General features: G+C 67.7%; 19 protein-coding genes. 8 read left to right on the top strand and 11 right to left on the bottom strand.

Translation table 11 applies throughout. The annotated features are described in order from the left end of the window. Position 1: 1 nt before the first annotated feature. Entirely contained in the window at positions 2-967 is a 966-nt protein-coding gene (locus ABH915_RS15820; protein ID WP_370123026.1) for a GlxA family transcriptional regulator, read from the bottom strand. A gap of 81 nt (positions 968-1,048) precedes the next feature. Between ABH915_RS15820 and ABH915_RS15825 the strand changes: the two genes are divergently transcribed. Both ABH915_RS15825 and hrpA read left to right on the top strand, forming a co-directional pair. After that, complete coding sequence (locus ABH915_RS15825) at positions 1,049-1,216, top strand: hypothetical protein (protein WP_018775683.1); 168 nt, start codon at positions 1,049-1,051, stop codon at positions 1,214-1,216. A gap of 158 nt (positions 1,217-1,374) precedes the next feature. Beyond that, entirely contained in the window at positions 1,375-5,457 is a 4,083-nt protein-coding gene (hrpA, locus tag ABH915_RS15830; protein WP_370123029.1) for an ATP-dependent RNA helicase HrpA, read from the top strand. Between the two features lie 58 nt (positions 5,458-5,515). On the opposite strand, the gene ABH915_RS15835 is transcribed toward hrpA, so the two are convergent. Then, positions 5,516-5,944, bottom strand: a complete 429-nt coding sequence (locus tag ABH915_RS15835) for an HIT family protein (protein ID WP_370123032.1) — start codon at positions 5,942-5,944, stop codon at positions 5,516-5,518. Next, positions 5,941-7,116, bottom strand: coding sequence for an NAD(P)-dependent alcohol dehydrogenase (locus ABH915_RS15840; protein WP_370123034.1), 1,176 nt, complete (start codon positions 7,114-7,116; stop codon positions 5,941-5,943). The genes ABH915_RS15835 and ABH915_RS15840 overlap by 4 nt, the downstream gene beginning before the upstream one ends. A 148-nt stretch (positions 7,117-7,264) precedes the next feature. Here ABH915_RS15840 and ABH915_RS15845 point away from each other — a divergent pair, with 148 nt between their 5' ends. Together ABH915_RS15845 and ABH915_RS15850 are read left to right on the top strand one after the other, a co-directional pair. Beyond that, positions 7,265-8,125 (top strand): phosphotransferase family protein, encoded by an 861-nt coding sequence (locus ABH915_RS15845; protein ID WP_370123037.1) that lies wholly within the window; start codon positions 7,265-7,267, stop codon positions 8,123-8,125. A gap of 320 nt (positions 8,126-8,445) precedes the next feature. Further along, positions 8,446-10,014 (top strand): DUF222 domain-containing protein, encoded by a 1,569-nt coding sequence (locus ABH915_RS15850; RefSeq protein WP_370123039.1) that lies wholly within the window; start codon positions 8,446-8,448, stop codon positions 10,012-10,014. 67 nt (positions 10,015-10,081) lie between these two features. Here ABH915_RS15850 and ABH915_RS15855 read toward each other — a convergent pair whose 3' ends face one another. Beyond that, complete coding sequence (locus tag ABH915_RS15855) at positions 10,082-10,954, bottom strand: sulfurtransferase (RefSeq protein WP_370123042.1); 873 nt, start codon at positions 10,952-10,954, stop codon at positions 10,082-10,084. A 48-nt stretch (positions 10,955-11,002) separates the two neighbouring features. Between ABH915_RS15855 and ABH915_RS15860 the strand changes: the two genes are divergently transcribed. Beyond that, positions 11,003-12,106: a PLP-dependent cysteine synthase family protein gene (locus tag ABH915_RS15860; RefSeq protein WP_370123045.1), complete on the top strand. Its 1,104-nt coding sequence runs from the start codon at positions 11,003-11,005 to the stop codon at positions 12,104-12,106. A gap of 85 nt (positions 12,107-12,191) precedes the next feature. Here ABH915_RS15860 and ABH915_RS15865 read toward each other — a convergent pair whose 3' ends face one another. Continuing rightward, positions 12,192-12,848: an MBL fold metallo-hydrolase gene (locus tag ABH915_RS15865; protein ID WP_370123048.1), complete on the bottom strand. Its 657-nt coding sequence runs from the start codon at positions 12,846-12,848 to the stop codon at positions 12,192-12,194. A gap of 114 nt (positions 12,849-12,962) precedes the next feature. Between ABH915_RS15865 and ABH915_RS15870 the strand changes: the two genes are divergently transcribed. Further along, positions 12,963-13,424, top strand: a complete 462-nt coding sequence (locus ABH915_RS15870; protein ID WP_370125022.1) for a Fur family transcriptional regulator — start codon at positions 12,963-12,965, stop codon at positions 13,422-13,424. Between the two features lie 122 nt (positions 13,425-13,546). Here the strand turns inward: ABH915_RS15870 and ABH915_RS15875 are convergent, their stop codons facing one another. The 6 genes from ABH915_RS15875 to ABH915_RS15900 form a co-directional block, all read right to left on the bottom strand. Next, a complete protein-coding gene (locus ABH915_RS15875) occupies positions 13,547-14,428 on the bottom strand; it encodes a metal ABC transporter permease (protein ID WP_370123050.1) in 882 nt (293 codons plus the stop codon). Further along, entirely contained in the window at positions 14,429-15,244 is an 816-nt protein-coding gene (locus tag ABH915_RS15880; protein ID WP_370123052.1) for a metal ABC transporter ATP-binding protein, read from the bottom strand. A 49-nt stretch (positions 15,245-15,293) separates the two neighbouring features. Continuing rightward, on the bottom strand, positions 15,294-16,253 hold the full coding sequence (locus tag ABH915_RS15885; protein ID WP_370123055.1) for a metal ABC transporter solute-binding protein, Zn/Mn family: 960 nt from the start codon (positions 16,251-16,253) through the stop codon (positions 15,294-15,296). Between the two features lie 132 nt (positions 16,254-16,385). Continuing rightward, the gene (locus tag ABH915_RS15890) at positions 16,386-17,450 is read right to left on the bottom strand and encodes a hemolysin family protein (protein WP_370123057.1); all 1,065 of its coding nucleotides are present in this window, start codon (positions 17,448-17,450) and stop codon (positions 16,386-16,388) included. After that, the gene (locus tag ABH915_RS15895) at positions 17,447-18,784 is read right to left on the bottom strand and encodes a hemolysin family protein (protein WP_370123060.1); all 1,338 of its coding nucleotides are present in this window, start codon (positions 18,782-18,784) and stop codon (positions 17,447-17,449) included. Before ABH915_RS15895 ends, ABH915_RS15890 begins: the two co-directional genes overlap by 4 nt. A 317-nt stretch (positions 18,785-19,101) precedes the next feature. Next, complete coding sequence (locus ABH915_RS15900) at positions 19,102-20,580, bottom strand: GuaB1 family IMP dehydrogenase-related protein (RefSeq protein WP_370123063.1); 1,479 nt, start codon at positions 20,578-20,580, stop codon at positions 19,102-19,104. 376 nt (positions 20,581-20,956) lie between these two features. On the opposite strand from ABH915_RS15900, the gene ABH915_RS15905 reads away from it, so the two are divergent. Beyond that, positions 20,957-24,784 (top strand): multifunctional oxoglutarate decarboxylase/oxoglutarate dehydrogenase thiamine pyrophosphate-binding subunit/dihydrolipoyllysine-residue succinyltransferase subunit, encoded by a 3,828-nt coding sequence (locus tag ABH915_RS15905; protein ID WP_370123066.1) that lies wholly within the window; start codon positions 20,957-20,959, stop codon positions 24,782-24,784. A 111-nt stretch (positions 24,785-24,895) separates the two neighbouring features. After that, a complete protein-coding gene (locus ABH915_RS15910; protein WP_026538458.1) occupies positions 24,896-25,495 on the top strand; it encodes a GDSL-type esterase/lipase family protein in 600 nt (199 codons plus the stop codon). Positions 25,496-25,577 lie beyond the last annotated feature (82 nt).

The following is a 25,577-nucleotide window of genomic DNA, read 5'->3' on the forward strand; positions in this document are numbered from 1 at the left end:
CCTATGCCGTGGCCAGGTGCCCCCGGAACGTGCGCCGGTAGGACTGCGGGCTGGTGTCCAGCGCCTTCGTAAAGTGGTGCCGCAACAGGACCGAATGCCCGAACCCGGATTCCCTCGCGATTTCATCGATATTGAGCTCCGTGGTCTCCAGCAGCTCCTGGGCGCGGAGCACACGCTGGGAATTGAGCCAGGCCGCCGGGGTGGCCCCCGTTTCCGCGCGGAAGCGCCGCGCAAACGTCCGCGGCGACATATGGACCCGGGCCGCCAGTTCGTTGACCGCGTGTTCCTCGTCCAGGTGCCTGACCATCCACTGCAGCAGCTGCTCCATGGGCTCCGAGCCGCACTGCGGAATGGGCCGGTCGATGTACTGGGCCTGGCCGCCGTCCCGGTGCGGCGGGACCACCATGTCCCGGGCGATGGCGGCGGCCACCTTGGCGCCGAACTCAACACGGACCAGGTGCAGGCAGGCATCAATCCCTGCGGCCGTGCCGGCACTCGTGATGATCCGGCCGTCTTCGACGTAGAGGACATTTTCATCCACCAGCACGGCCGGGTATCGACTGGCCAGCTCCTGGGAGTAATGCCAGTGCGTGGTGCATCGCCGGCCATCGAGCAGGCCCGCCCGGGCCAGGGCGAAGGCCCCGGAACAGATGGACATCACCCAGGCGCCCCGGGCATGGGCCGCCCGCAGCGCTTCCAGGACGGAGTCGGGAACGTCCTCGTCCCGGCCGTACGGCGCCATCACCACCAGGTCTGCGTCCGCGGCCGCTTCCAGCCCGAGACCGACGTGCATGGACAGGCCGGACTTGAGCGGGACGTCGCCCGGTTCGGGTGCGCAGACGCGGAAATCGAAGGCAGGCACCCCGTTTCCGCGGTCCGAACGGTCGATGCCAAAGACCTCGAACGCGGTCGCGAACTCGAAGATCGAGAAGTTGGGAACCACGATCATTGCCACTGATTTGATCATGATTCCAGTGTGGCAGAAATTATAGCTTTTTGGTCATTTCTGCCACTTTTTTTAGTTCCTGGACCGGAGAACCATAGAGGTATGGAACTCCTCGGAATCGCCGTTATCGTCCTGATCATCGCCGGCCTCGCCGCCACCATTTCCGCCCTGCGGAAGGACGGCCTCGGTCACACCCCGCCCGTCCGCTCGGAAGAGTACTGGATGGCCCGGGACCTGCCGAGCGTCAACTACACCCTGCGGATCTTCTGAGTCCGCGCACGTTTCGTCCACCCGCCCATCGGGCCCGGCTCATCAAGCCGGGCCCTCAACATGCGCCGGGCCTGCACAGGTTCTACTTAAGCGGCGAGACCGGACATCCGCCGTCGCCACCCCAGTGGACAGTCCGCCCCAGTAGACTGTCTCCAGCCATGACATTCCATATTTCCTACCCCGCCGAGCTACCGGTTTCCGAGCGCCGCGAAGATCTGATGGCCGCCATTGCGGCCAACCAGGTGACCATCATCGCCGGCGAGACCGGCTCGGGTAAGACCACCCAGATCCCCAAAATGTGCCTCGAGCTCGGCTTGGGCGAGACGGGGCTGATCGGCCACACCCAGCCCCGCCGGCTCGCGGCCCGCACCGTGGCCGAGCGCATCGCGGAGGAACTCGGCGTCGAGATCGGCCAGGAGGTGGGTTTCCAGGTCCGCTTCACCGGCGAGGTCAGCCGGTCCACCAAGGTCAAGCTCATGACCGACGGCATCCTGCTGGCGGAGATCCAGCGCGACAGGCTGCTGCGCAAGTACAACGCCATCATCATCGACGAGGCCCACGAACGCAGCCTCAACATCGACTTCATCCTCGGCTACCTCAAGCGCATCCTGCCGCAGCGCCCGGACCTGAAGATCATCATCACCTCGGCCACTATCGATCCCGAGCGCTTCGCCAAGCACTTCGGCACCGAGGAAGAGCCCTCCCCCATCATCGAAGTCTCGGGCCGGACCTTCCCGGTGGAAATCCGCTACCGGCCGCTCTCCCAGCCCGCAGGCGGTGCGGCCGGCGCCGAAGACGGAGAAGGCTCAGCCTCGGACGACGAACTCGAGGAGGACCGCGACCCGCTCGACGCGGTGTGCGACGCCGTCGACGAACTCGCCCTGGAAGCCCCCGGCGACGTACTCATCTTTTTCTCCGGCGAGCGCGAAATCCGCGACGCGGCGGAGGCCCTCAACGCCCGCATCCAGTCCAACCGGCGCCTGGCCGGCACCGAGGTCCTTCCCCTCTTCGCCCGGCTGAGCCTGCAGGAGCAGCACAAGGTCTTCCACCCCGGCAGCAAACGCCGGATCGTGCTCGCCACCAACGTCGCCGAAACCTCGCTGACGGTCCCCGGCATCAAGTACGTGATCGACACCGGCACGGCCCGGATCTCGCGCTACTCGCACCGGACCAAGGTCCAGCGCCTGCCGATTGAGCGCGTCTCCCAGGCTTCGGCCAACCAGCGCTCGGGCCGCTGCGGCCGCGTTTCCGACGGTATCGCGATCCGGCTGTACTCCGAGGAAGACTTCGAGTCGCGGCCGCTGTTCACGGATCCGGAGATCCTGCGCACCAACCTCGCGGCCGTCATCCTGCAGATGACGGCCATGGGCGTGGCCCGCGGACCGAAGGATGTGGAGAACTTCCCGTTCGTCGAGCCGCCGGATTCGCGCGCCATCAACGACGGCGTCAGCCTCCTGCGCGAGCTCGGCGCCCTCAGCGCCGCCCGGGCCCAGGACGCAACAGACGGCGGCCCGGGCCGCCGTCCCGCGGAAGCTGCCGGTGCTGCTGCCGGCCGGAACGGCGGCAGGAACGGCGGCGGACTCACCGCCGTCGGGCAGCAACTGGCGCAGCTGCCGGTGGACCCGAGGCTCGGCCGGATGATCGTGGAGTCCGGCAAACGGGGCTGCGTGCGGGAAGTCATGATCCTCGCCGCTGCCCTGACTATCCAGGACCCGCGCGAGCGCCCGACGGATAAGCAGCAGCTCGCCGCGGAGAAGCACGCCCGGTTCCGGGACGAGAACTCGGACTTCACCGGCTACCTGAACCTGTGGAACTACCTGCAGGAGAAACAGCAGGAACTGTCCTCCACGGCGTTCCGCCGGCTCTGCCGCACCGAGTTCATCAACTACCTGCGGGTCAGGGAGTGGCAGGACCTGTTCGCCCAGCTCCGCCAGCTGGCCCGGCCGCTGGGCATCAGCCTGGACAACAAGCGCCTGGCCGATCCCGTGGGCAACCACGACGGCATCCACATCAGCCTGCTCTCGGGGCTGCTGAGCCACATCGGCATCCTCGACGAGCGCAAGCGCGAGTACGCCGGTGCCCGCGGCAGCCGCTTCGCGATCTTCCCGGGATCGGCCCTGTTCAAGAAGTCGCCCACGTTCGTGATGGCCGCCGAACTCGTGGAGACGAGCCGGCTTTGGGCCCGCGTCGCGGCGAAGTTCGATCCGCTCTGGGCCGAACAGGTGGCCCCTGACCTGGTCAAGCGCAGCTACAGCGAGCCGCACTGGTCCAAGAAGATGGGCGCGGTGATGGCCCACGAAAAGGTCACGCTGTACGGCGTGCCCATCATCCCGAGCCGGCGGATCAACTACGGCAAGGTGGATCCGGAGCTCTGCCGCGAGCTCTTCATTCGCCATGCCCTGGTTGAAGGCGACTGGCAGACCCACCACAAGTTTTTCCACCGCAACCGCGCACTGCTCCACGAAGTCGAGGAGCTCGAGGCCCGGATGCGGCGCCGCGACATCCTGGTGGACGACGAGACACTGTTCGAGTTCTACGACGCCCGGATCGGCGCGGAGGTCGTCTCGGAGCGGCACTTCGACAAGTGGTGGAAGGACGCGCGGCAGCAGGATCCCACGCTGCTCGACTTCGACCAGTCCCTGCTGATCAGCGAGGACGCCGCGGCCCTGGACGATTCGGCCTACCCCAAGACCTTGCTTCACAAGGGCTTCGAGCTGCCGCTGAGCTACGAGTTCCACCCCGTCGCGCCCGGTTCGCCGCCGAATCCGTCCGACGGCGTCACCGCCGAGGTCCCCGTGCTGTTCCTGAACCAGCTCGACGACGCCGCGTTCCGCTGGCTGATCCCCGGGCAGCGTGTGGAGCTCGTTACGGCGCTCATCAAGTCGCTGCCCAAGCAGATCCGCAAGAACTTCGTTCCGGCCCCGGACGTGGCCCGCCAGGCCGTCGCGGCGCTGGAAGCGGACTTCGATCCCGCCACGGACGAGCTCGAACCGTCGCTGGAACTCGTGCTGCGCCGGATCCGCGGACAGGTCATTCCGCCGGGCTCCTGGAACTGGGACGCCGTGCCGTCGCACTTGCGGGTCAGCTTCCGCGTGGTGGATTCCCGCGGCAAGTTGCTCGATGAGGGCAAGGACCTGAACGCGCTGCAGGAACGGCTGGCCCCGGCCACCCGCCGGGCCATCGCGGAATCCCTCGGTGCCACTCCGGGCACCACGGCACCCCAATCCAGAGGAAACGGCACGGCGAGGGGTAAAGCCGGCGCGGACGGGAAGGGCACGGCGAACGGCAAGGATGGCGCGCGTTCGTCGCGGGCCGGCACATCCCCGTCGGCCGCCCTGGCCGCTGCCGCAGCCGCAGCCCCGGGCGGGTTCACCGAAATGTCCGGGCTCAAGGACTGGACCTTTGGAACCGTCCAACGCCAGGTCCAGGGAACCGTTGGCGGGCACACTGTCACCGGCTATCCGGCCCTGGTGGACGAGGGAACTTCCGTGGCGCTGCGGCTGTTCCAGACGCCGTCGGAACAGCAGGAAGCCATGCGCGGCGGGGTCATCCGGCTCCTGGCCCTGAAAGTGCCGCCGCCGGACCGCTATGTCCTTGAGCACCTGAACAACACGGAGAAACTGACGTTCAGCCAGAACCCGCATGGATCCGTGGCGGCGCTGATCGCTGACTGCGCCCTGGCCGCCATCGACAAGCTCACGCCGGCCGGGCTGCCGTGGGACGAGGCATCGTTCAAGGCGCTCTACGAGAGTGTCCGGGCGGAGCTGATCGACACGGTCTTCACGGTCACCGCCGTCGTCGAACGCATTCTGGCCAGCACCCGCAGGATCGAAAAGCAGCTCAAGGGCACCACGAGCCTGGCCCTGATCAGCGCGCTCAACGATGTCAAGAGCCAGCTCGAGCAGCTGGTCTATCCGGGTTTCGTGGCACGCACGGGCTACGCCCAGCTCAGCCAGCTGCCCCGCTACCTCGCGGCGATCGAAAAGCGCCTCGAGAAGCTGCCGGGCAACGTCCAGCGGGACGCCCAGCACATGGCCGCTGTCCAGGCGCTGGAGGACGATTACGACGACGCCGTGTCGGCGCTGCTGCCCGGGCGTCGGGCCGGCGCGGAGTTAACCCACGTGCGCTGGATGATCGAGGAACTGCGGGTGAGCCTCTTCGCCGTCGAACTCGGGACGGCCTATTCGGTGTCCGAGAAGCGCATCCGGGCGGCGCTGAACAAGGTGCTGGCACCGGCGTAGACCCTGGGGGTGCTGCGCCGGCGCCAGCTTCTGGTGGCCGGGAATGTCCGGGAGAGACCTAAGCGGCCGGAACGTGCTCCGCATGGCCGGCCGCGCGGAGGCCTTCGCGGAGCTTCTCCGCGTTGGCGTCCAGCCTGGCCGGATCCGGGTGGTGGTCCGCCGAACCGAAATCAAAGTCCGCCATCGAGTTCGATGGCCACACGTGGACGTGCATGTGGTTGATTTCGTAGCCGGCCACGATCAGCCCTGCCCGGGCGGCGTCGAACACCTCCACTTGGACGGCGCCGATCTTGCGGGCAACTTCCATGACCCGGCCGAGCACCTCGGGCGAGGCGTCCGTCCAGCGGTCCACTTCCTCGGTGGGCACCACGAGGGTGTGGCCGTCGGCCAGCGGACCCATGGTCAGGAACGCCACGACGTCGTCCTCGCGCCAGACGAAGCGGCCGGGGATCTCGCCGTTGATGATTTTGGTGAAGAGAGTGCTCATGCGTCCGCCTTTTCTGCCGGGGACCCCAGCGTGCTGACGTCCAGGACAAAACGGTACTTCACGTCGCCTGCCACCATGCGGTCGAAGGCTTCGTTGAGCTGGTCTGCGCCGACCACCTCAACGTCGGACACCACGCCGTGCTCGGCGCAGAAGTCCAGCATCTCCTGGGTCTCGGCGATGCCGCCGATCAGCGAACCCGCATATGCGATCCTGCGCCGGATCAGCGCGCCGGGGTTGACGGGCGGCATCGCTTCGGCGGGCAGGCCCAGCTGGAACAGCACGCCGTCCAGGCGCAGGGTGCGGAAGTAGGGGTTGAGGTCGTGAGGTGCGGCGACGGTGTCGATGATGACGTCGATGCTGCGGTTCGCGGCCTCCATCGCGGCCGGGTCGGTGGAGAGGATGACGTCGTCGGCGCCCAACTCGCGCGCCGCGGCGAACTTGTTCTCCGACGTCGTGAAGACCTTGACCTCGGCACCCATGGCCTTGGCGATCTTGACGGCCATATGGCCGAGGCCGCCCAGTCCGACGACGCCGACGACGTCGCCTTCCTCGACCTCGAAGTGGTTCAGGGGCGAATACGTGGTGATGCCGGCGCACAGCAGGGGCGCCGCCGCGGCGGGGTCCAGGGCCTCCGGCACCCGCAGGACATAGTGGCGGTCCACCACGATCGAGGTGGCATAGCCGCCCTGGGTGATGGCGCCGTCGTTGCGGGCGTCCTTGGCCCCATAGGTTCCCACCGCGGCTTTTTCGCAGTACTGCTCGAGGCCGTCCAGGCAGCTCTCGCACTCGCGGCAGGAGTCCACGATGCAGCCCACGCCCACGCGCTCACCCACCGTGAAGTCGTCGACGGCGGAACCGAGCCGGGTGACCCTGCCGACAATCTCGTGGCCCGGGATCAACGGGTACGTGTCGCCGCCCCATTCGCCCCGGGTGGCGTGCACGTCCGAGTGGCACAGTCCGCAGAATTCGACGGCGATCTCGACGTCGTCCGCTTTCGGCGCGCGTCGGGACACAGTCAAGGGAACAAGTCCGCTGTCCGGTGCGGTGGCGCCGTACGCAGCGGCGAGGGTGGGGCCGGTGGTCTGCGCGGAGCTGTCCGTGGTGGCGGCGGTGGTGGCGGAATCCGGCAGCGGCTTGGCCAGCGGCGGGGGTACGGGACGTCCAGGTGTCATACGTTGACGCTACCCCCGGTCCCGGCATCTATTCCACTTTGGGGTGCGGGGACACATTGCGGGTCATGCGGTTGTCGATGGGCGGTGCCGCAACCAGTCCACGCGCTGAGTCAAGCTACTGGCGGCCGTGCCTGAGAGACTGGCGATCGTGAATACACTCGATGCCGATATGTCTGCCCTCTGGCCGCGCGTCGAACGTGCTTGGCCGCATCTGCAGTGGCATGAAGCCGCATTCAAGCACGGAGCTTTCCACCATGTCGCCGTCCTCGGCGACTCTGCCGTCGTGCGCGTAACGCGCGGCGCAGGCCACGCTTCCCGGACTCACAGCGAGCATCAGAATCTCAGGGCATTAGAAGGCGTGGATCTTCCGTTCCGTATCCCCCTGGCCATGACCGAACCGCTTTCGGGGCCGTCATGGTCTGCGCAGATCAGCAGTTGCATCCCCGGCGAACATCGATCTGGCCACTCCTGGGAGCAGATTAGAGGGCCGCTGGAACTTATCCTGACCGGGCTCCGGGAAGCTGCGATTCCTGGCGGTGAGCTCCGACCCGTCAGGCAATGGTGCGGAGGGCAGCAATGGCCAGACGTTGTCGACCGGATCATCCAACCGTTCGATATGGCCGTAAAGACCTCTGCCCGGCGGGCTGTCGAGGAAGTATTGGAAATGGAAGCCGGAGTTGAGACTTCACTAGTGCACGGTGACTTTGGCCTGCACAACATCATGTGGCGAGGAGATCAGCCTTCAGGTGTCATAGACCTCGACAACGCCTGCATTGGCGACCCCGCCCTTGACCTCGCACCCCTCATCGGAGCGTTCGGCTCCGCCAGTGTCGCTGACATAGCGGACAGGGAGATGATCGCCAGGGCAAGGGTTCACCGGGCATCGCTGCCGCTGCAGGTTGCCGCCGCTGCCCAGCTGATCGACGACAGTAAACTCAAAGACTTTGCACTCGCAAACTTTCAGATGCGGCTTCACGCAGGCACCCTTCAGGATCCGCATCAGCCATGACGCAGTCGCCTTTGCCCTCGCCGAATGTCATAGCCCAAAGGGACACTTGAATCGTGGACGGAAGACAGAGGGACATTCGGATCTGAAAGGTCGCCAATGGCTTCGGAATCGGTGGAACGGCTCCGGCGGGCCATAAATGTCATAGCCCGCAGGGACACTTAACTCATGGACGGCAATCAGGGGCCTGAAGCGGTTCCGGCGGGAGACGGCGACGACAAATCGACTGCACGAACGCGGCACCAAAGGTGGGCCAATCCTGCTTTCCGGGGTCCCTTCCAGCTGTCGCTTAGATTGTCGGAGGTCTCTGGGAGACTGGGTTCATGGACGGCAAACAGGGGCCCGAAGTGGTTCCGGCGGGAGACGGCGACGGCGGCTTCGGCCGCGCCGGGAGCCGTGCCGCCGCCGTTCCGGTCAGTGCTCCGATGGCCGTCGAGGACCTGGTCCGCATGATGTCGGAGATCGTTCCGGCCACGGACAGTGCCGGGATCATTGACCGGATCCGGGAACTGGAGGACTGGAAGTCCGCCGCGTCCGCGGAACAGGCCCGGCTCGCCGTGGCCTTCGACCTGCTCCAGCGCCGCGCCCAGGCCGCCGCCGGGGTCCCGGCCGAGAAGCTCGGCGCCGGGATCGGCGCGCAGCTCGCCCTCGCCCGGCGCGAATCCTCGGCCACGGGCGGCCGGCTCCTGGGCCTGGCCAGGGCCCTCGTGACCGAAATGCCGCACACCCTCGCCGCGCTGCAGGCCGGGCAGCTGAACGAATGGCGCGCCACCCTGCTCGTGCGCGAAACCGCGTGCCTGACCCCGGCGGACCGGGCCGCCGTTGACGAGGAACTCGCGCCCGACGCTGGGACGTTCGCCGGGGCCGGGGACCGGTCCCTGGTGGCCGCGGCCCGGGCCGCCGCGTACCGGCGTGATCCCCGCTCCGTGACCGAACGCGCCGCGCACGCCGCATCCGCCCGGCACGTCAGCCTCCGCCCGGCCCCCGACACCATGTGCCACCTGACCGCCCTGCTGCCCGTGACCGCCGGCGTCGCCGTCTACAAGGCCCTCACCGGGCACGCCGACACCCTCCGGAGTAGCGGGGATCCCAGGGGCCGCGGGCAGCTGATGGCCGATGCCCTCGTCGAACGCACCACCGGCACCCCCGGCGGGATCCGCGGCGTCGAAATCCAGGTCATCATGACCGACCGCACCCTGTTCCAGGCCGACTCCGAACCCGCCCGGCTCCCCGGCTACGGCACCGTCCCCGCCGGCTGGGCCCGCACCCTCATCAACGGCACAAAGGCTCAAGACAGCACATTCGGCGTCGGTTCACCCGAACAAGGGCAAAGTGGTCACCGGGAACCCGGCGAGTCAACCGGCGGTCCCCCTTACCCGGGCGGGACCGCCGGGAGCGGCGATGGCCGCGCGTTCCGGCTCTGGCTGCGCCGGCTCTATACCCACCCGCGCACCGGCGAGCTCGTGGCCATGGACTCCCGCGCACGGATCTTCCCACCCGGACTGCGCCGCTTCATCCAAACCAGGGACGCCACCTGCCGCACCCCGTACTGCGACGCCCCGATCCGCCACCTGGACCACATCGTCCCCTGGTACCACGGAGGAGAAACAACCAGCACCAACGGCGCCGGCCTCTGCGAAGCCTGCAACCACACCAAAGAAGCCCCCGGCTGGACCGCACGCCCCGCACCCGGTCCCCGCCACACTCTGGAGCTCACCACCCCCACCGGCCACACCTACCACTCCACCGCGCCACCGCTGCCGGGGACACCGCTTCGCCCAGCAGCCGCAGAACAGCCGGGCTCCCAGCCAGACTCCCGCCACCGCCGCCAGCTCCGGCACCAAGCCAAAACGCTGCGGCGCGGAAAGCCCAAAGTGGCAGCCGCAGCCTAGGAATCATTGGCTGCCCGTGGAACGGGAGGCGCTCCGGCTGCGCGGCCGTCCGGCGCTCCTGCTGGCGTTAGTGTGAAGCCGTCTGCTCGCCGTACGGTTCCGGCCCGGTGACAACATCGTTCGCAGGACCGTGGCACCACTCCGAAAACGACCCCGGGTAGAGGGCAGCGGAGAAGCCGGCAATCTCGAGGGCGGCGATTTCATGGGCCGCCGTCACTCCGGATCCGCAGTACACGGCAGTCGGGACGCCGTCCCGGTAACCGAGCTGCTCGAAGCGCTCCCGCAGCTCCGCCGGGGCCAGGAAGCGCCCGTCCGCGTCCAGGTTCCCGGTGGTCGGGGCACTGACGGCTCCGGGAATATGGCCGGCGCGGGGATCCACGGGCTCGAATTCCCCGCGGTACCGCTCCCCTGCCCGGGCGTCCAACAGCAGCCCCCGCCCGCCCCAGGTGGCGGCCTGTCCGGCATCGATTGCGGGCATGGCGCCGTCGGACAGGGTGACGTTTCCGGGTGCCGGCTGTTCGGGTCCCGCCGCAAGTTCGAACCCGGCGGCCCGCCAGGCGGCCAGGCCGCCGTCGAGCAGGAACACGGAGCTGAAGCCGGCGTTGCGCAGCATCCACCACAGCCGGGCCGCGGCCATGTTGCCGCTGTCGTCATACGCTACGACCGCATCGCCGTCGTTGATGCCCCAGCGGCGCGCGGACTCCTGGAACTGCTCAAGCGGCGGCAACGGATGCCTTCCGCGTCGCGGTTCCGCCGGTCCGGCGAGTTCGGTGGCGAGGTCCACGAAGACGGCTCCGGGGATGTGTCCGCGCAGGTAGTGGTCGCGACCGTGGGGGTCCCCCAGCGCCCAGCGAACGTCGAGGAGCACTGTGCGCCGGCCGGTTTCGACGGCGCCGTCCATCCGGTCCTTCAGGGCAGCAGCATTGAGAAGGGTGTCCATTTCCCCACTCTATCTTTGGCGTCCCGCCGCCCCCGGTAGGCTGTAGCGGTGAACACCACGCACCAGCAGGACCGGGCCTGGGCCGATGAAGCCGTCCGCCGGATCAATGCCGAAAACAACCGCTCTGCCGACACCCACCTGTATTCGGTACCGCTCCCGGAGCGCTGGGGCGTGCAGCTGTACCTGAAGGACGAATCCACCCACCGCACCGGCAGCCTCAAGCACCGGCTGGCGCGGTCGCTGTTCCTTTTCGGCCTCGTCAACGGCTGGATCCGCGAAGGCACCACGATCGTCGAGGCTTCCAGCGGCAGCACCGCCGTCTCGGAAGCCTATTTTGCGCAGCTGCTGGGGCTGCCCTTCATCGCCGTGATGACCCGGACCACCAGCCGCGAGAAGATCGCCCTGATAGAACAGTTCGGCGGCTCGTGCCACCTGGTGGACCACGCCTCGGAGGTCTACGAGGCCGCCGCGGATCTGGCCAGCAGCACGGGCGGGCACTACATGGACCAATTCACGTACGCCGAACGGGCCACGGACTGGCGCGGGAACAACAACATCGCCGAATCGATCTTCGGCCAGCTGGCGCTGGAGGAGTACCCGGTCCCCCGCTGGGTGGTGGTCGGGGCCGGCACTGGCGGCACCAGCGCCACGATTGGCCGGTACCTGCGGTACCACCGCTACGAGACGGGCCTCGCCGTCGTCGACCCGGAAAATTCCGCGTTCTATCCGGGTTGGCGGAACAGCCGGCCCGACGGCGGGACAGCTGCCGGCGCACCCGCGGCGGGATTGCCCTCCCGCATCGAGGGCATCGGCCGGCCGCGGATGGAGCCGAGTTTTGTGCCCGCTGTGATCGACCACATGATCCAGGTTCCCGACGCAGCGTCGGTAGCGGCCATGCGGCATCTGAGGGACCACGCCGGTCTGCACGCGGGCCCGTCCACGGGCACCAATCTCTGGGGCGTGTGGCAGCTCATCGCCGGGATGATCGCGGAGGGCCGCAGGGGCAGTGTTGTGACGCTGATGTGCGACGCCGGGGACCGCTACGCCGGGAACTACTACAACCCCGAGTGGCTGGACGCCCACGGCCTGGATCCGGAGCCCCACGAGGCCGTGCTGCGCGAGTTCTTCCGGACCGGCGCCTGGCCGGCCTAAGCCGCCAGCCAGCCGCCGCCAGCCGCCGCCAGCCGCCGCCAGCCGCCGCCGCCAGGCAGCCCGCACCACTCCGGGTCCGCGGAGGCTAAACCTCCGCTGTATCGCCGCTGGAGAGGTGGCGGTACTCGGTGCCGTACTTGGCGCCGATCCGGGTCACGTGCCCCTCCACCAGGCCGCGGCCCAGCTCGTTCAGGAGCGCGTCGTGGATCGGGAAGGCCCGTGGTGCGCGGACACCGATGACAAAGTCCACCACTTCGCCCACCTTGTTCCACGGTGCATGGATGGGTACAAGGAGCGTCTTCACGTCGACGCCGTCGGGAATCGCGAAGGAGTCCCCCGGATGGTAAACGTTGCCGTCGACGAGGTAGCCGACGTTGGCCACCACGGGGATCTGCGGATGGATGAGGGCGTGCTGGCCGCCAAAGGTCCTGACTGCGAAGCCCGAAGTTTCAAATTCCTCGCCCGCGGCTGCCGCATGGATGCGGCTTCCGGCGTCGGGCGCCTTGCCGCGGAGCGTCTCGGCCACCGCCTCCGGGGCGAACAGCTCAAGGGCGGTGTTCGACTGCAAGGCAGCGGCGACGGCGTCGACGTCCACATGGTCAGCGTGCTCGTGGGTGATGAGCACGGCGTGCGCTCCGGCGAGGGCCTGGTCCGTCTCCGAAAAAGTGCCCGGGTCGAACACCAGCACCCGGCCGTCCTGCTCGAGTCGGACACAGGCGTGAGTAAATTTGGTCAGCTTCATCCGGCCAGCCTAGGCACCAGCCGTCACAGTGTCCACGGACCCCTGCTGGTAATCTTGGACATTGCCACCCCAGCCAGTCCCACCCGCGAATTCTTTGACGAAGCGAGTTCCACGATGTCCCAAGGCGCCACCACCGGCAGCAGCCGGACTCCGGCCCCGGCACCTGTGCAGGGCAAGGAACAGCGCGTCACCAAGCAGCGACTCGCCGTCAGCGCAGCGCTGGACGACCTGGCGGACTTCGTCAGCACCCAGGAACTGCACCGCATCCTCCAGGAGCGCGGCAGCGCAGTGTCCCTCGCCACCTCCTATCGGATCCTGCAGTCCCTCGCCGACGACGGGCTGGTGGATGTCCTGCGCAACGCCGACGGCGAAGCGGTGTACCGGCGCTGCGCCGTCACCGGGCACCACCATCACCTGCTGTGCCGGAACTGCGGCAAGGCCGTGGAAGTGGAAGCCCCGGCGGTCGAGGCCTGGGCTGCGCGGATCGCGAATGAGCACGGCTTCACCGCGGTGGAGCACACCGTGGAAATCTTCGGCCTGTGCCCCGAATGCACGGCCGGCCAGCCCGGCCAATAGCCGAAGCTGCTGAAATTCCCCACCTTGACCTCGTGACCCCGGAATTCGCCGGCGGGCCGCAGGGACCCGCCGGCGGCCGCCGGCAAACCTGGGGAAAATCCGCCGCAGTGGCGCGAGAGCGTCTAAGCTGCCGCGCTCCGCACCACCCGGCCGTTAAGCCCGCGCCTGGCCCGTGCGCCACCGATCATCCGGCAGGCCACGTAGATCAGGAAGGACAGCGTGGTCACATAGGGGCTGATCGGCAGCCGGCCGCCGAGGGCCAGCAGGATGCCTCCGACGGTCGCCGTCATCGCAAAGACGATGCTCAGGGTGACCACCAGCCGGGGCGAGGACGTGACGCGCATGGCGGCGGCCGCGGGCGTGATCAGCAGGGCCAGCACCAGCAGGGCGCCCACAATCTGGATGGACAGCGCCACGCTGATCCCCAGCAGCACCATGAAACCCAGGGCCAGGGCCCGCACCGGCACGCCCCGGGCGGTGGCGACGTCGGGGTCGACACTGGCAAAGGTCAACGGCCGCCAGATGGCGGCCAGCGCCAGCATCACCACGACGGCGGCGACCGCCAGGACCTGCAGCTGGACGGTTCCGACCGACACGATCTGGCCGGTGAGCAGGCCAAATTTGTTGGCGGCCCGGCCCTCGTACAGGGATAGGAAGAGGATGCCCAGGCCAAGCCCGAAGGGCATGATGACGCCGATGATCGAGTTCTTGTCCCGTGCGCGGACACCCATCACGCCCAGCACCAGGGCTGCCAGCACCGATCCTGCCAGCGAACCGAGGATGATGTCCGCGCCGATCAGCAGCGCGAACGCCGCACCGGCAAAGGAGAGCTCGGAGATTCCGTGGACGGCGAAGGCGAGGTCGCGCTTCATCACGAAGGTGCCCATGATTCCGCCGAGAAGCCCGAGCACGGCGCCGGCCCAGATGGAGTTCTGCACCAGGACCAGCAGCTCGCCGTAGTTTTCGAAGTTGAAGATGGAGTGCAGCAGGTCGCCCAGATCCACTTAGCCCACCTCGCCCGCGACTGAGTGCGCGTCCAGATGGTGGTGCGTCGCTGCATCCGGCAGCCCGACGACGATCAGCCGGCCGTTGGCCTGGATGACTTCAACACGGCTGTCGTACAAATCGGAGAGCACCTCGGTGGTCATGACCTCTGCGGGTGTGCCCACCCGGAACTTTCCGCCGGCCAGGTACAGGACCCGGTCCACGTAGTCCATGATCGGGTTGATCTCGTGGGTCACGAACACCACGGCGCTGTCCGCCTCACGGCATTGCCTGTTGATCAGCGCGCTGACGCCCTGCTGGTGCTGAAGGTCAAGGGAGAGCAGCGGCTCGTCGCACAGCAGCACTTTGGGATCGGTCGCTAGGGCCTGGGCCACGCGCAGGCGCTGCTGCTCACCGCCGGAAAGCTGCCCCACCGGCACCTTGGCGTAGTCGGCGGCGCCCACGAGCTCCAGGAGTTCGTCGACCTTGCGGTTCACCTTGGCGCCGCCGAGGCGGATGCCCCAGCGGTGGCCGTCGACGCCGAGGGCCACGAGGTCGCGGGCGCGCAGGGGCGTATCGGGGTCGAATGATTTCTGCTGGGGCACGTAGCCGATCCGGCGGCTTCCCCGCTCAACGGGCTGGCTGGCGAGCACAGCCGTTCCCGTGCTCAGTTCCTGCAGTCCCAGCAGGACTTTCAGGAAGGTGGTCTTGCCGCTGCCGTTGGGACCGAGCACGGCAAAGAATTCACCCGGATTGATGTCCAGGTCCAGGCCCTCCCAGAGAGTCCGTTGGCCGAACGCCAGGGAGGCGCCGCGGAGGCTCACTACCGGTGTCAAATGCGGTTTCCTCGATTTTCCGCGGAGACTGCTGCTCCCGCTGTTGCGATCATCCTAGGGCCTTGCCGATGCTCTCCACGTTCCCGGTCATCCACTGCAGGTAGGACTGGCCGTCCGGGAGGGTTTCGCTGAAGTTCACGACCGGGACGCCGGCGGTCTGGGCGGCCTTTTTCAGCGCCAGAGTCTGCGGTCCCTCGGTCTGGGTATTGTAGGCCAGCAGCCGGACGCCGCGGGATGCCACGAGGTCGACAGCGGCTTTGAGCACGGCGGGAGGGACATCGGCGTCTTCCTCGATCGCCGCCGTGTACTCGGCCGGGGTCTCGTTCTCCAGTCCGGCGTCCTCGAGCAGATACAGCGGTACGGGCTCGGTGACGGCCACGGGCACGTGGCCCGCCGAGGACTTGATGGCGGCGAGCCTGGTTTCCAGGGTGCCGAGCGAGTCCTTGAAGGCCGCCGCGTTGGTCCGGAACGTCTGCGCCGAGCCCGGTTCCAGCGAGCCCAGCTTGTCGGCGACGGCGTCCGCGAGTCGGGACATGGCCGGCAGGCTGTACCAGACGTGTTCGTTCAGCCCGGTGTGCTCGTGGCTATGGCCGGCGGAGTCGGGGCTCGCCGCCGCCGGGCTTTCGGTGGCCAGGCCCGAGGCGTCCACGGCGTTGATGATGTTGCCGGGCTCAAGCCCGGTGTCGGTTGCCAGCGTGTCGATGAAGGCGTCGTATCCCCCGCCGTTCTCCACCACGAGCTCGGCCTTGGAGACGGCCAGCTTGTCCTGTGTGGTGGCCTCGTACGAGTGCGGGTCCTGGCTGGTGCGGCTGATGATCGAACTGACCCGGACCTTGTCGCCGCCGATGCTGGAGACGATGTCGCCGTAAACGCTGGTGGAAGCGACGACGTCGACCACGCCGTCGCCGGCGGTCCCCCGCGAGCTGCCCGCCGTCGGACTGCACGCGGTCAGCAGGAGGCCTAAGCCGGCAAGACCAGCCAGCATGGCTCGGGCAGCAGGACGACGCACAGGAAACCTCGGATCTGTTATTGAGAATCAGGAGCAATAGCAACAGCCCGAGTGTATCCCTAAATAGGAATCATTCCTATTTAGGGATACACCGGGGTGCCCTGCTGCCGCCATCCGTTACTGGGCCGTGCGTTACTGGTCTTGGCCCAGCCTGCGGTAGCCGGTGGCCTGCGTAGCGTCCCGGATTTCGCCGACGAGCTGCTCGATCACGTCTTCGAGGAACAGCACCCCCTGGGTCAGCCCGTCGGGGCCGATCACGCGGGCCAGGTGCGAGCCCGTGCGCTGCATGACGGACATGGCCTTCTCGATTTCGTCGTCCATGGCCAGGTTCGCCAGCGACCGGATGCGGCTTTCGGCAATCGGCTGGTGGTACCCGGCGTCCGGGATGGACAGCACGTCCTTGATGTGGAGGTAGCCGGCCAGCATGCCGTCGTCGTCGAGCATCGGGAACCGCGAGAACCCGGTCCGGCTCACTGCCTTTTCGAATTCGACCGGCGTGGTGGCCGCCTTGAGCATGACGAGTTTGCCCAGCGGAACCATCACATGGGACGCGGTGTGTTCGGAAAACTCGAGCGCTCCGGTGATGAGTCCGGCGTCGTCGTCCACGAGTCCGTGCCGGGTGGATTCCTGCACGATCGACTGCACTTCTTCAAGGGTGAAGGTGGAGGTCACCTCATCCTTGGGCTCAATCCGCATCAACTTCAGGATGTGGTTCGCAGACCAGTTAAGCGCGGCAATGACGGGTTTGACGAGCCGCCCGATGAACATCAGCGGCGGCGCCAGCAGCAGCGCCGCCTTGTCCGCGACGGACACGGAGATGTTCTTGGGCACCATTTCACCGAAGGTGACGTGCAGGAACGTCACCAACAGCAGGGCGACGGCGAAGGCCACAATGTCGGCGACCTCCACGGGGACGCCCACCGCTTCCAGCGGCACGGCCAGGAGGTGGTGGATCGCGGGCTCGGCCACCTGCAGGATCAGCAGCGAGCAGACGGTGATGCCGAGCTGGGCGCAGGCGAGCATGAGGGAAACGTTTTCCATCGCCCGCAGCGTGGTCTGGGCGCGCTTGGAACCTGCCTCGGCCAGCGGCTCGATTTGGCTGCGGCGGGCCGACATGACGGCGAATTCTGCTGCCACGAAGAAGGCGTTGCCCACCAGGAGGAACACAAGCCACAGGATTCCTGCCCAGTCGCTCATGCGGCACCTGCCTGGCTGGCTGGCTGGCCGTCGCCGGACACCCGGATGGGCCGGAAACAGATCCGGTCGATCCGGCGGCCGTCCATGCGGGTCACGCTGAGTGTCCCGCCGACGACGTCGACCGTGTCGCCGACTGCCGCGATGCGGCCGAGCTGGCTCATGACGTAGCCTCCCACCGTTTCGTAGGCAGCCTCGTCGGGCACGGTCAAGCCCGGGATCTGTTCGGAGAGTTCATCGGGCCGGAGCAGGCCCGGGAAATACCAGTCCCCCGAGGCGCTTTGGAGCAGGCCCGGCCGGACCTTGTCATGCTCATCGGCCACTTCCCCGACGATTTCCTCCACGAGGTCCTCGAGCGTGGTGATACCGGCGGTTCCGCCGTATTCATCCAGGACGACGGCCAGTTGCAGATTGCCCTCGCGCAGTTCGGCGAGGAGGGCGTCCAGGTGGATGGTTTCGGGGACCCGGAGCACATCGGTCATGATGGCCCCCGCCTGCAGCTTGGCGCGGCGGTCCGCGGGCACCGCGATGGCCTTCTTGATGTGGACTACCCCGCGGATGTCATCGGAGGACTCGCCAATCACGGGGAACCGGGAGTATCCGGTGCGCTTGGCGGCCTCGACGATATCCGAGACCGGCTGGTCGGCGTCGATGGTCTCGACGCGGATGCGGGGGGTCATGACGTCCGCGGCGGTCCGCCCGGAGAACTTCAGGGTCCGGGCGATGAAGTTGGCCGTTCCGGCGTCGAGGGTGCCCATGGCCGCGGAGCGGCGCACAAGCGAGGCCAGCTCGGCCGGGGTGCGGGCGCCGGAGATTTCCTCCTTGGCCTCCAGGCCGAAGACGTTGAGGACCTTGTTGGAGAAGCCGTTGAGCACCACGATGGCGGGCTTGAAGATGGCGGTGAACACCAGCTGCGGCCGGGCCACGGCCTTGCCGATCTGAAAGGACAGCGCGATGGCCATGTTCTTGGGCACCAGCTCGCCGATCACCATGGAGAGCAAGGTGGCCACCGCCATCGCCAGGACCAGGGACAGCGAGGCGGCCGCCGCCGGCGGGACGCCGAGCGCGGTGAGGGGACCCTCGAGCAGCTTGCCCACGGAGGGTTCCATGACATAGCCGGTCAGCAGCGTTGTCATGGTGATGCCCAGCTGGCAGCTGGAGAGCTGGGTGGAGAGCGACTTGAGACATTTGAGCAGAGGCTCGGCGGCGGTGTCGCCGGTGTCAACGGCACGCTGCACTGTGGCCTGGTCCAAGGCGACCAGGGAGAATTCCACGGCAACAAAGAAGCCGGTGCCGAGGATGAGCAGGAGGCCTGCTGCGAGGAGTAGCCATTCCATCTAGCGGCCTGCTTCCGCAGCAGCGCATGGCGCGTGCCGCTGCAGGGGACGTAAGTGCTGGAAGGCCCTGCCTGGCGGAGGATGGTCGGCGGCGGCCGACCCTGTTTCCTGGAAAGCTCCGGAATGGCGTGCGGCCGGAGCATGATGGGCGCGTGAACGGGGTTTGCCGGCTCTGCGGGTGGACTGCGCGGGAACGGTTTCCGTATTCCGCTGACAGCCCCCAGGCCGGCACCTAGATTTACTGTCCATAAGAATTTCAGTCTACAGGAGCAGCCGCCGCCAGCCTCCGACCGCCGGCGCCACCGGCCGCGCCGGATTCACCAGCTCTGCGGGACGGGCCGGCCCTCCTCGTACCCGGCCGCGGACTGGATGCCTGCCACGGCACGTTCCCGGAAAGCGGCGAGATCGGCAGCGCCGGCATAGCTCATGGAACTGCGCAGGCCCGCGGTGATCATGTCCAGCAGGTCCTCGACGCCGGGCCGCGCCGCGTCGACGTACATGCGGGAGGTGGAGATGCCCTCCTCGAAGAGGGCCTTGCGGTCCTTTTCAAAGGCGCCCTCGCGTTGGTTGCGGTTCTGAACCGCCCGGGCGGACGCCATGCCGAAGCTCTCCTTGTACTGCCGGCCCGAGGCGTCGAGCTGCAGGTCTCCGGGGCTCTCGTGCGTACCGGCAAACCAGGAGCCGATCATGACCTGGCTGGCCCCGGCGGCGAGGGCCAGGGCGACGTCGCGCGGGTAGCGGACCCCGCCGTCGGCCCACACCCTGCCGCCGGCTTCCCGGGCCGCGGCGGAGCATTCCAGGACGGCGCTGAACTGGGGGCGGCCCACGGCCGTCATCATGCGCGTGGTGCACATGGCGCCGGGGCCCACCCCCACCTTGACGATGTCCGCCCCGGCCTCGATGAGTTCACGCGTGGCGTCACCGGTGACGACGTTGCCGGCGACCACCGGCACGCCGGGGTTGAGACCCTTCACGGCGGCCAGGGCATCGAACATTTTCTGCTGGTGGCCGTGTGCGGTGTCGAGGACCAGCACGTTCACGCCGGCCGCCAGCAACTCGGCGGCCCGCCCGGCCACGTCACCGTTGATTCCGACGGCGGCGGCAACCTTCAGCCTGCCGTCGTCGTCCAGGGACGGCCGGTAGAGCGTGGAGCGCAGGGCGCCCTTACGGGTGAGCACGCCGGCCAGGACGCCGTCCTGCTGCACCGGCGCGTAGTCGGTCCCGGCGGCGTCCATCGCTTCAAAGGCGCGGCGGAGGGCCTGCGCAGCATCGGCCGCCGATCCGCCCCCAAACAAGCCGCCGGCGAGCGGTCCGGCGTCGAGCACCAGCGGCTGGTGGCGGATGACGGAGGCCAGCGACGCGAAACGGTCCTGGCCCTCGCAGTCGGTGGCGCGGACAACACCGGTGACCGCGCCGGAGTCGTCCACCACCACGACGGCCCCGTGCGGCCGCTTGCCCATCAGGTGGAGGGCATCAATGACGGTGTCCGTGGGAGCGAGCGTGACGGGGGTCTCGAGGACCGGGTGGCGTCCCTTGATCCAGGACGTGACATCACGGATGACATCGAGCGGGACGTCCTGCGGCAGGACCCCAAGGCCGCCGCGGCGGGCCATGGTCTCGGCCATCCGCTTCCCCGTGACCGCCGTCATGTTCGCCGCCACCAGCGGGATCGCCGAGCCGGTCCCGTCGTCGGCCGCGAGGTCGACGTCCAGGCGCGAGGTGACATCGGACCGGGACGGGACCAGGAAGAGGTCCGAGTAGGTCAGATCGGTGGTGGGCTCATTCAGGAAACGCACTGCTGCTCCTTTGCTGGCACCCGCGGCTGGCACCGTCGGCGACATACGGGTTCTCTTTTGATTCTAGGGCGGAATCCGACGGGGCCGGCACCGCCTCCGGCACGCCCGCCGGCACGGACTCCGGCCCCGTGCAGGGCGCCGCGCAGGCCACCGCGTCCGGGCCGTATCCGGGCCGATTCTGCGACTCTTCTTCTCTGTATTTCAGTGGCTGCCGGGGCCGATCATGATTTGGGTCACGCTTATTGGCGGTTTGGTAAGAATCGTCACTAGACTGGCATGGGTCTGGGTTCACTGGACGCAGAGACTGGCTCAATCGTTGTGCCGAGGCACCGTGGAAGCCAGAGGGAATCAAACTCATGGAAGAGGCGTATTTCAAGTGCCAGAGCAGCCTAGCCACCGTCTACCAGAGGAATTTGGCGGAAACGAGTGGCTCGTTGACGAACTGTATGAGCGTTACCAGCAGGATAAGAACACGGTCGACTCCAAGTGGTGGCCCCTGTTCGAATCCTTCGAAGCTAGTGACGCCTCTCCCGCCAACGGAACGTCCGGCACCGCGACAGCTGTGCATCCTGCCACCCGTGAACTTCCCGTTGTAGCGCCCGCCGCCGCTCCGGCAGCACCTGCGCCGGCAGCGCCCGCGGCCCCCGCAGCTCCCGCCGCCACGGCTGCGCCCGCACCGGCTGCGCCCGCACCGGCTGCGCCCGCAGCCAAGAAAGCCCCGGCCACCGTCGCCCGGGACGGCTCCAAGACTTCCGACGCCGGCCCCGGCACCGCGCCGATCCCGGCGCAGCTGCCCAAGAACCTCAAGGCCCCGACGGCACCCGAAGAAGACGTCGTCTCGGTCCTGCGCGGCCCGGCCAAGGCCATCGCCTCGAACATGGTCACCAGCCTGGAAGTGCCGACCGCCACGAGCGTCCGCGCCATCCCGGCGAAGCTCCTGATCGACAACCGCGTGGTCATCAACTCCAACCTGGCCCGCGCCCGCGGCGGCAAGGTCTCCTTCACGCACCTGATCGGCTACGCCGTCATCCGGGCCCTGTCCCAGTTCCCGTCGATGAACGTCTACTACGACGAGATTGACGGCAAGCCGGTGGCTGTCCAGCCGGCGCATGCGAACTTCGGCATCGCGATCGACATGCCCAAGCCCGACGGCACCCGCCTGCTCATGGTCCCGAACATCAAGAAGGCGGAGACCCTCAACTTCTCCGAGTTCTGGCACACCTACGAGGACCTGATCAAGCGCGCCCGCAACGGCAAGCTGACCGCGGACGACCACTCCGGCACCACCGTGTCCCTGACCAACCCCGGCGGCATCGGCACCGTGCACTCGGTGCCGCGCCTGTCCAAGGGCCAGGCCGCCATCATCGGCGTCGGCGCGCTGGACTACCCGGCCGAGTTCCAGGGTGCCAGCGAGAAGATCATCGCGCAGAACGCAATCAGCAAGGTCCTCACGCTGACCTCCACCTATGACCACCGCGTCATCCAGGGTGCCGGCAGCGGCGAGTTCCTCAAGCTCGTGCACCAGCTCCTGCTGGGCGCGCAGAACTTCTACGACGAGATCTTCGAGTCCCTGCGTATCCCCTACGAGCCCGTGCGCTGGAGCCCGGACCTGCAGGTGGACCCGGCCGACGAGATCAACAAGGTTGCCCGGATCCAGCAGCTGATCCACGCCTACCGCGTGCGCGGCCACCTCATGGCGGACACCGACCCGCTCGAGTACGTCCAGCGCAAGCACCCGGACCTCGACGTCCTGACCTACGGCCTGACCCTGTGGGACCTGGACCGCGAGTGGCCCACCGGCGGCTTCGGCGGCAGGCCGATGCTCAAGTTCCGCGACATCCTCGGCGTCCTCCGTGATGCCTACTGCCGCACCGCCGGCATCGAATACATGCACATCCAGGACCCGGCCGAGCGCAAGTGGTTCCAGGACCAGCTGGAGCACCCGTACTCGAAGCCGAGCCGCGACGAGCAGCTGCGCATCGTCTCCAAGCTCAACGCCGCCGAGGCCTTCGAGACCTTCCTGCAGACGAAGTTCGTCGGCCAGAAGCGCTTCTCGCTCGAAGGCGGCGAGTCCCTGATCCCGCTGCTGGACGCGATCATCTCCGACGCCGCCGACGACGAACTCGACGAAGTGGCGATCGGCATGGCCCACCGTGGCCGGCTCAACGTGCTGACCAACATCGCGGGCAAGACGTACGCGCAGGTCTTCCGCGAATTCGAGGGCACCCAGGACCCGCGCTCCGTGCAGGGCTCCGGCGACGTCAAGTACCACCTGGGCACCGAGGGCACCTTCACCTCGGACAACGGCAAGGAGACCAAGGTCTACCTCGCCGCGAACCCGTCCCACCTCGAGGCCGTCGACTCCGTCCTCGAAGGCATCGTCCGCGCCAAGCAGGACCGCCTGGACCAGGGCGAGGCGTTCCCCGTGCTGCCGATCATGGTGCACGGCGACGCCGCCTTCGCAGGCCAGGGCGTCGTCGCGGAAACGCTCAACCTCTCCCAGCTGCGCGGCTACCGCACCGGCGGCACCATCCACATCGTGGTCAACAACCAGGTCGGCTTCACCACCGCGCCGTCGTCCTCGCGTTCCTCCACGTACTCCACGGACGTCGCCAAGATGATCCAGGCACCGGTGTTCCACGTGAACGGCGATGACCCGGAGGCCGTGGTCCGCATCGGACAGCTTGCCTACGAGTTCCGTCAGCGTTTCCACAAGGACGTTGTCATCGACATGGTCTGCTACCGCCGCCGCGGCCACAACGAGGGCGACGACCCCTCGATGACCCAGCCGCTGATGTACAACCTGATCGAGGCCAAGCGCTCGGTCCGCAAGCTGTACACCGAATCGCTGATCGGCCGCGGTGACATCACCGAGGAAGAAGCCGAGCAACTGCTTCGGGACTACCAGGAACGCCTGGAACGCGTCTTCGCGGAAACCCACGCGGCCCAGACGTCTCCGATCCCGATCATCACGGCCGATTCCGCCGCGGTATCGGACCTCGAACGCCCCATGGCCCAGCAGTCCGATTCCGGCGTCAGCGCGCCGGTCTCTACCGCGATCTCCGCGGAGACCCTGGCCCGCATCGGCAAGGCACACACCGATATCCCGGACGGCTTCACTGTCCACGCCAAGCTCAAGCAGCTGCTGGAGAAGCGCGAGGCGATGTCCCGCGAAGGCGGCATCGACTGGGGCTTTGGTGAACTGGCCGCGTTCGGCTCGCTCATCATGGAAGGCGTCCCCGTCCGGCTCGCCGGCCAGGACTCGCGCCGCGGCACTTTCGTGCAGCGCCACGCCGTCTTCCACGACCGCGCCAACGGCGACGAGTGGCTGCCCCTGGCGCACCTGTCGGACAACCAGGCGAAGCTGTGGATCTACGACTCCTTGCTCTCCGAATACGCCGCCATGGGCTTCGAATATGGTTACTCGGTGGAACGCCCGGATGCTTTGGTGCTCTGGGAAGCGCAGTTCGGTGACTTCGTCAACGGCGCGCAGACCATCATCGATGAGTTCATCTCCTCGGCCGAGCAGAAATGGGGCCAGCGGTCCTCGCTGGTTCTCATGCTGCCGCACGGCTACGAGGGCCAGGGTCCGGACCACTCCTCCGCCCGCATCGAGCGTTTCCTGCAGATGTGCGCCGAGGAGAACATGATCGTGGCCAACCCCACGACGTCGGCCTCGCACTTCCACCTGCTGCGCCGCCAGGCGTACAGCAGGCCGCGCAAGCCGCTCATCATCTTCACGCCCAAGCAGCTGCTCCGCCTCAAGGCCGCCGCGTCCTCCGTGGAGGACTTCACCACCGGCTCGTTCCGCCCGGTCATTCCGGAGCACGCGCAGCTGCAGGCCGACGCCGTCGAACGCGTGCTGCTGGTCTCCGGACGCCTGTACTACGATCTGCTGTCCACCCGGCAGAAGACCGAGAACAAGACCACGGCGATCGTCCGCGTCGAGCAGCTGTACCCGCTGCCGGCCGACGAGATCGCCGCCGAGCTGGCCAAGTACCCGAACGCCGAAGTGGTCTGGGCACAGGACGAACCGGCCAACCAGGGTCCGTGGCCGTTCATCGGCCTGAACCTGCCGGATGCCCTGGACCGCCGGGTCCGCCTCATCTCCCGCCCCGCCTCGGCCTCCACCGCGGCAGGGTCGATGAAGCGCCACGCGGCAGAACAGGACGCCCTGCTGAAGCAGGCATTCGCTCGTAAATAGCGGCATTGCTGCCCGGCCGGAGACTGAAACACAACACTCCGGCCGGGCGGTTCTGTTTAATGGACTATTAGTGGTCAGCTTGTTGGACAGCGTTGAAGTGAAGAGGTAGTCGTGGAAGATCGGAAGCTGCGGATCGCGGCCGTTGGGGACGAGCTGTTGGCCGGGCTTGGTGATCCGCGCGCCTTGGGCTGGCTGGGCCGGGTCCTGGCCCGCACGCCGCAGGACAGTGTTGCCCTGGAGTGCTACTCCCTGCCATGCCCGGAAGAGGGCACCGAGGGCATCGCAGCCCGCTGGCTCGAGGAAGCGGGCCGGCGCTTCGGGAACCACCACGAAAACCGCCTGGTGATCGGCCTGTCCGGACGCGACATCGAGTTCGGCCTGTCCACGGCCCGCAGCCGCCTGAACCTGGCCAACATCCTGGACTCCGCCTCCCAGAACAAGATCGAGGTCTTCGTCGTGGGCCCGCCGCCCACACTTGACCCCGCACAGAACCGCAGGCTCGGCGAACTCAACACCGCCTTCGCCGACGTCACGACGCGCCGGAAGCACCTCTATGTCGACACGTTCTCGCCGCTGCTGAACCACGAGCAGTGGCGCCAGGACCTCGCGGCCAACGGCGGCACGCCCGGCCAGGCCGGCTATGGGCTCATGGCCTGGCTCGTGCTGCACCGCGGCTGGTTCCAGTGGCTGGGCCTGGACGCCCCGGAATAGGCGGACGAGCAGGGGCAAGCGGCAACCGGCCGTGCCCGGGCCCACCGTCCACGGAATTTCGCGATATATCTTGACCTGGCGG

The organism is Arthrobacter sp. MW3 TE3886, from assembly GCF_041262145.1.
Lineage (GTDB): Bacteria > Actinomycetota > Actinomycetes > Actinomycetales > Micrococcaceae > Arthrobacter.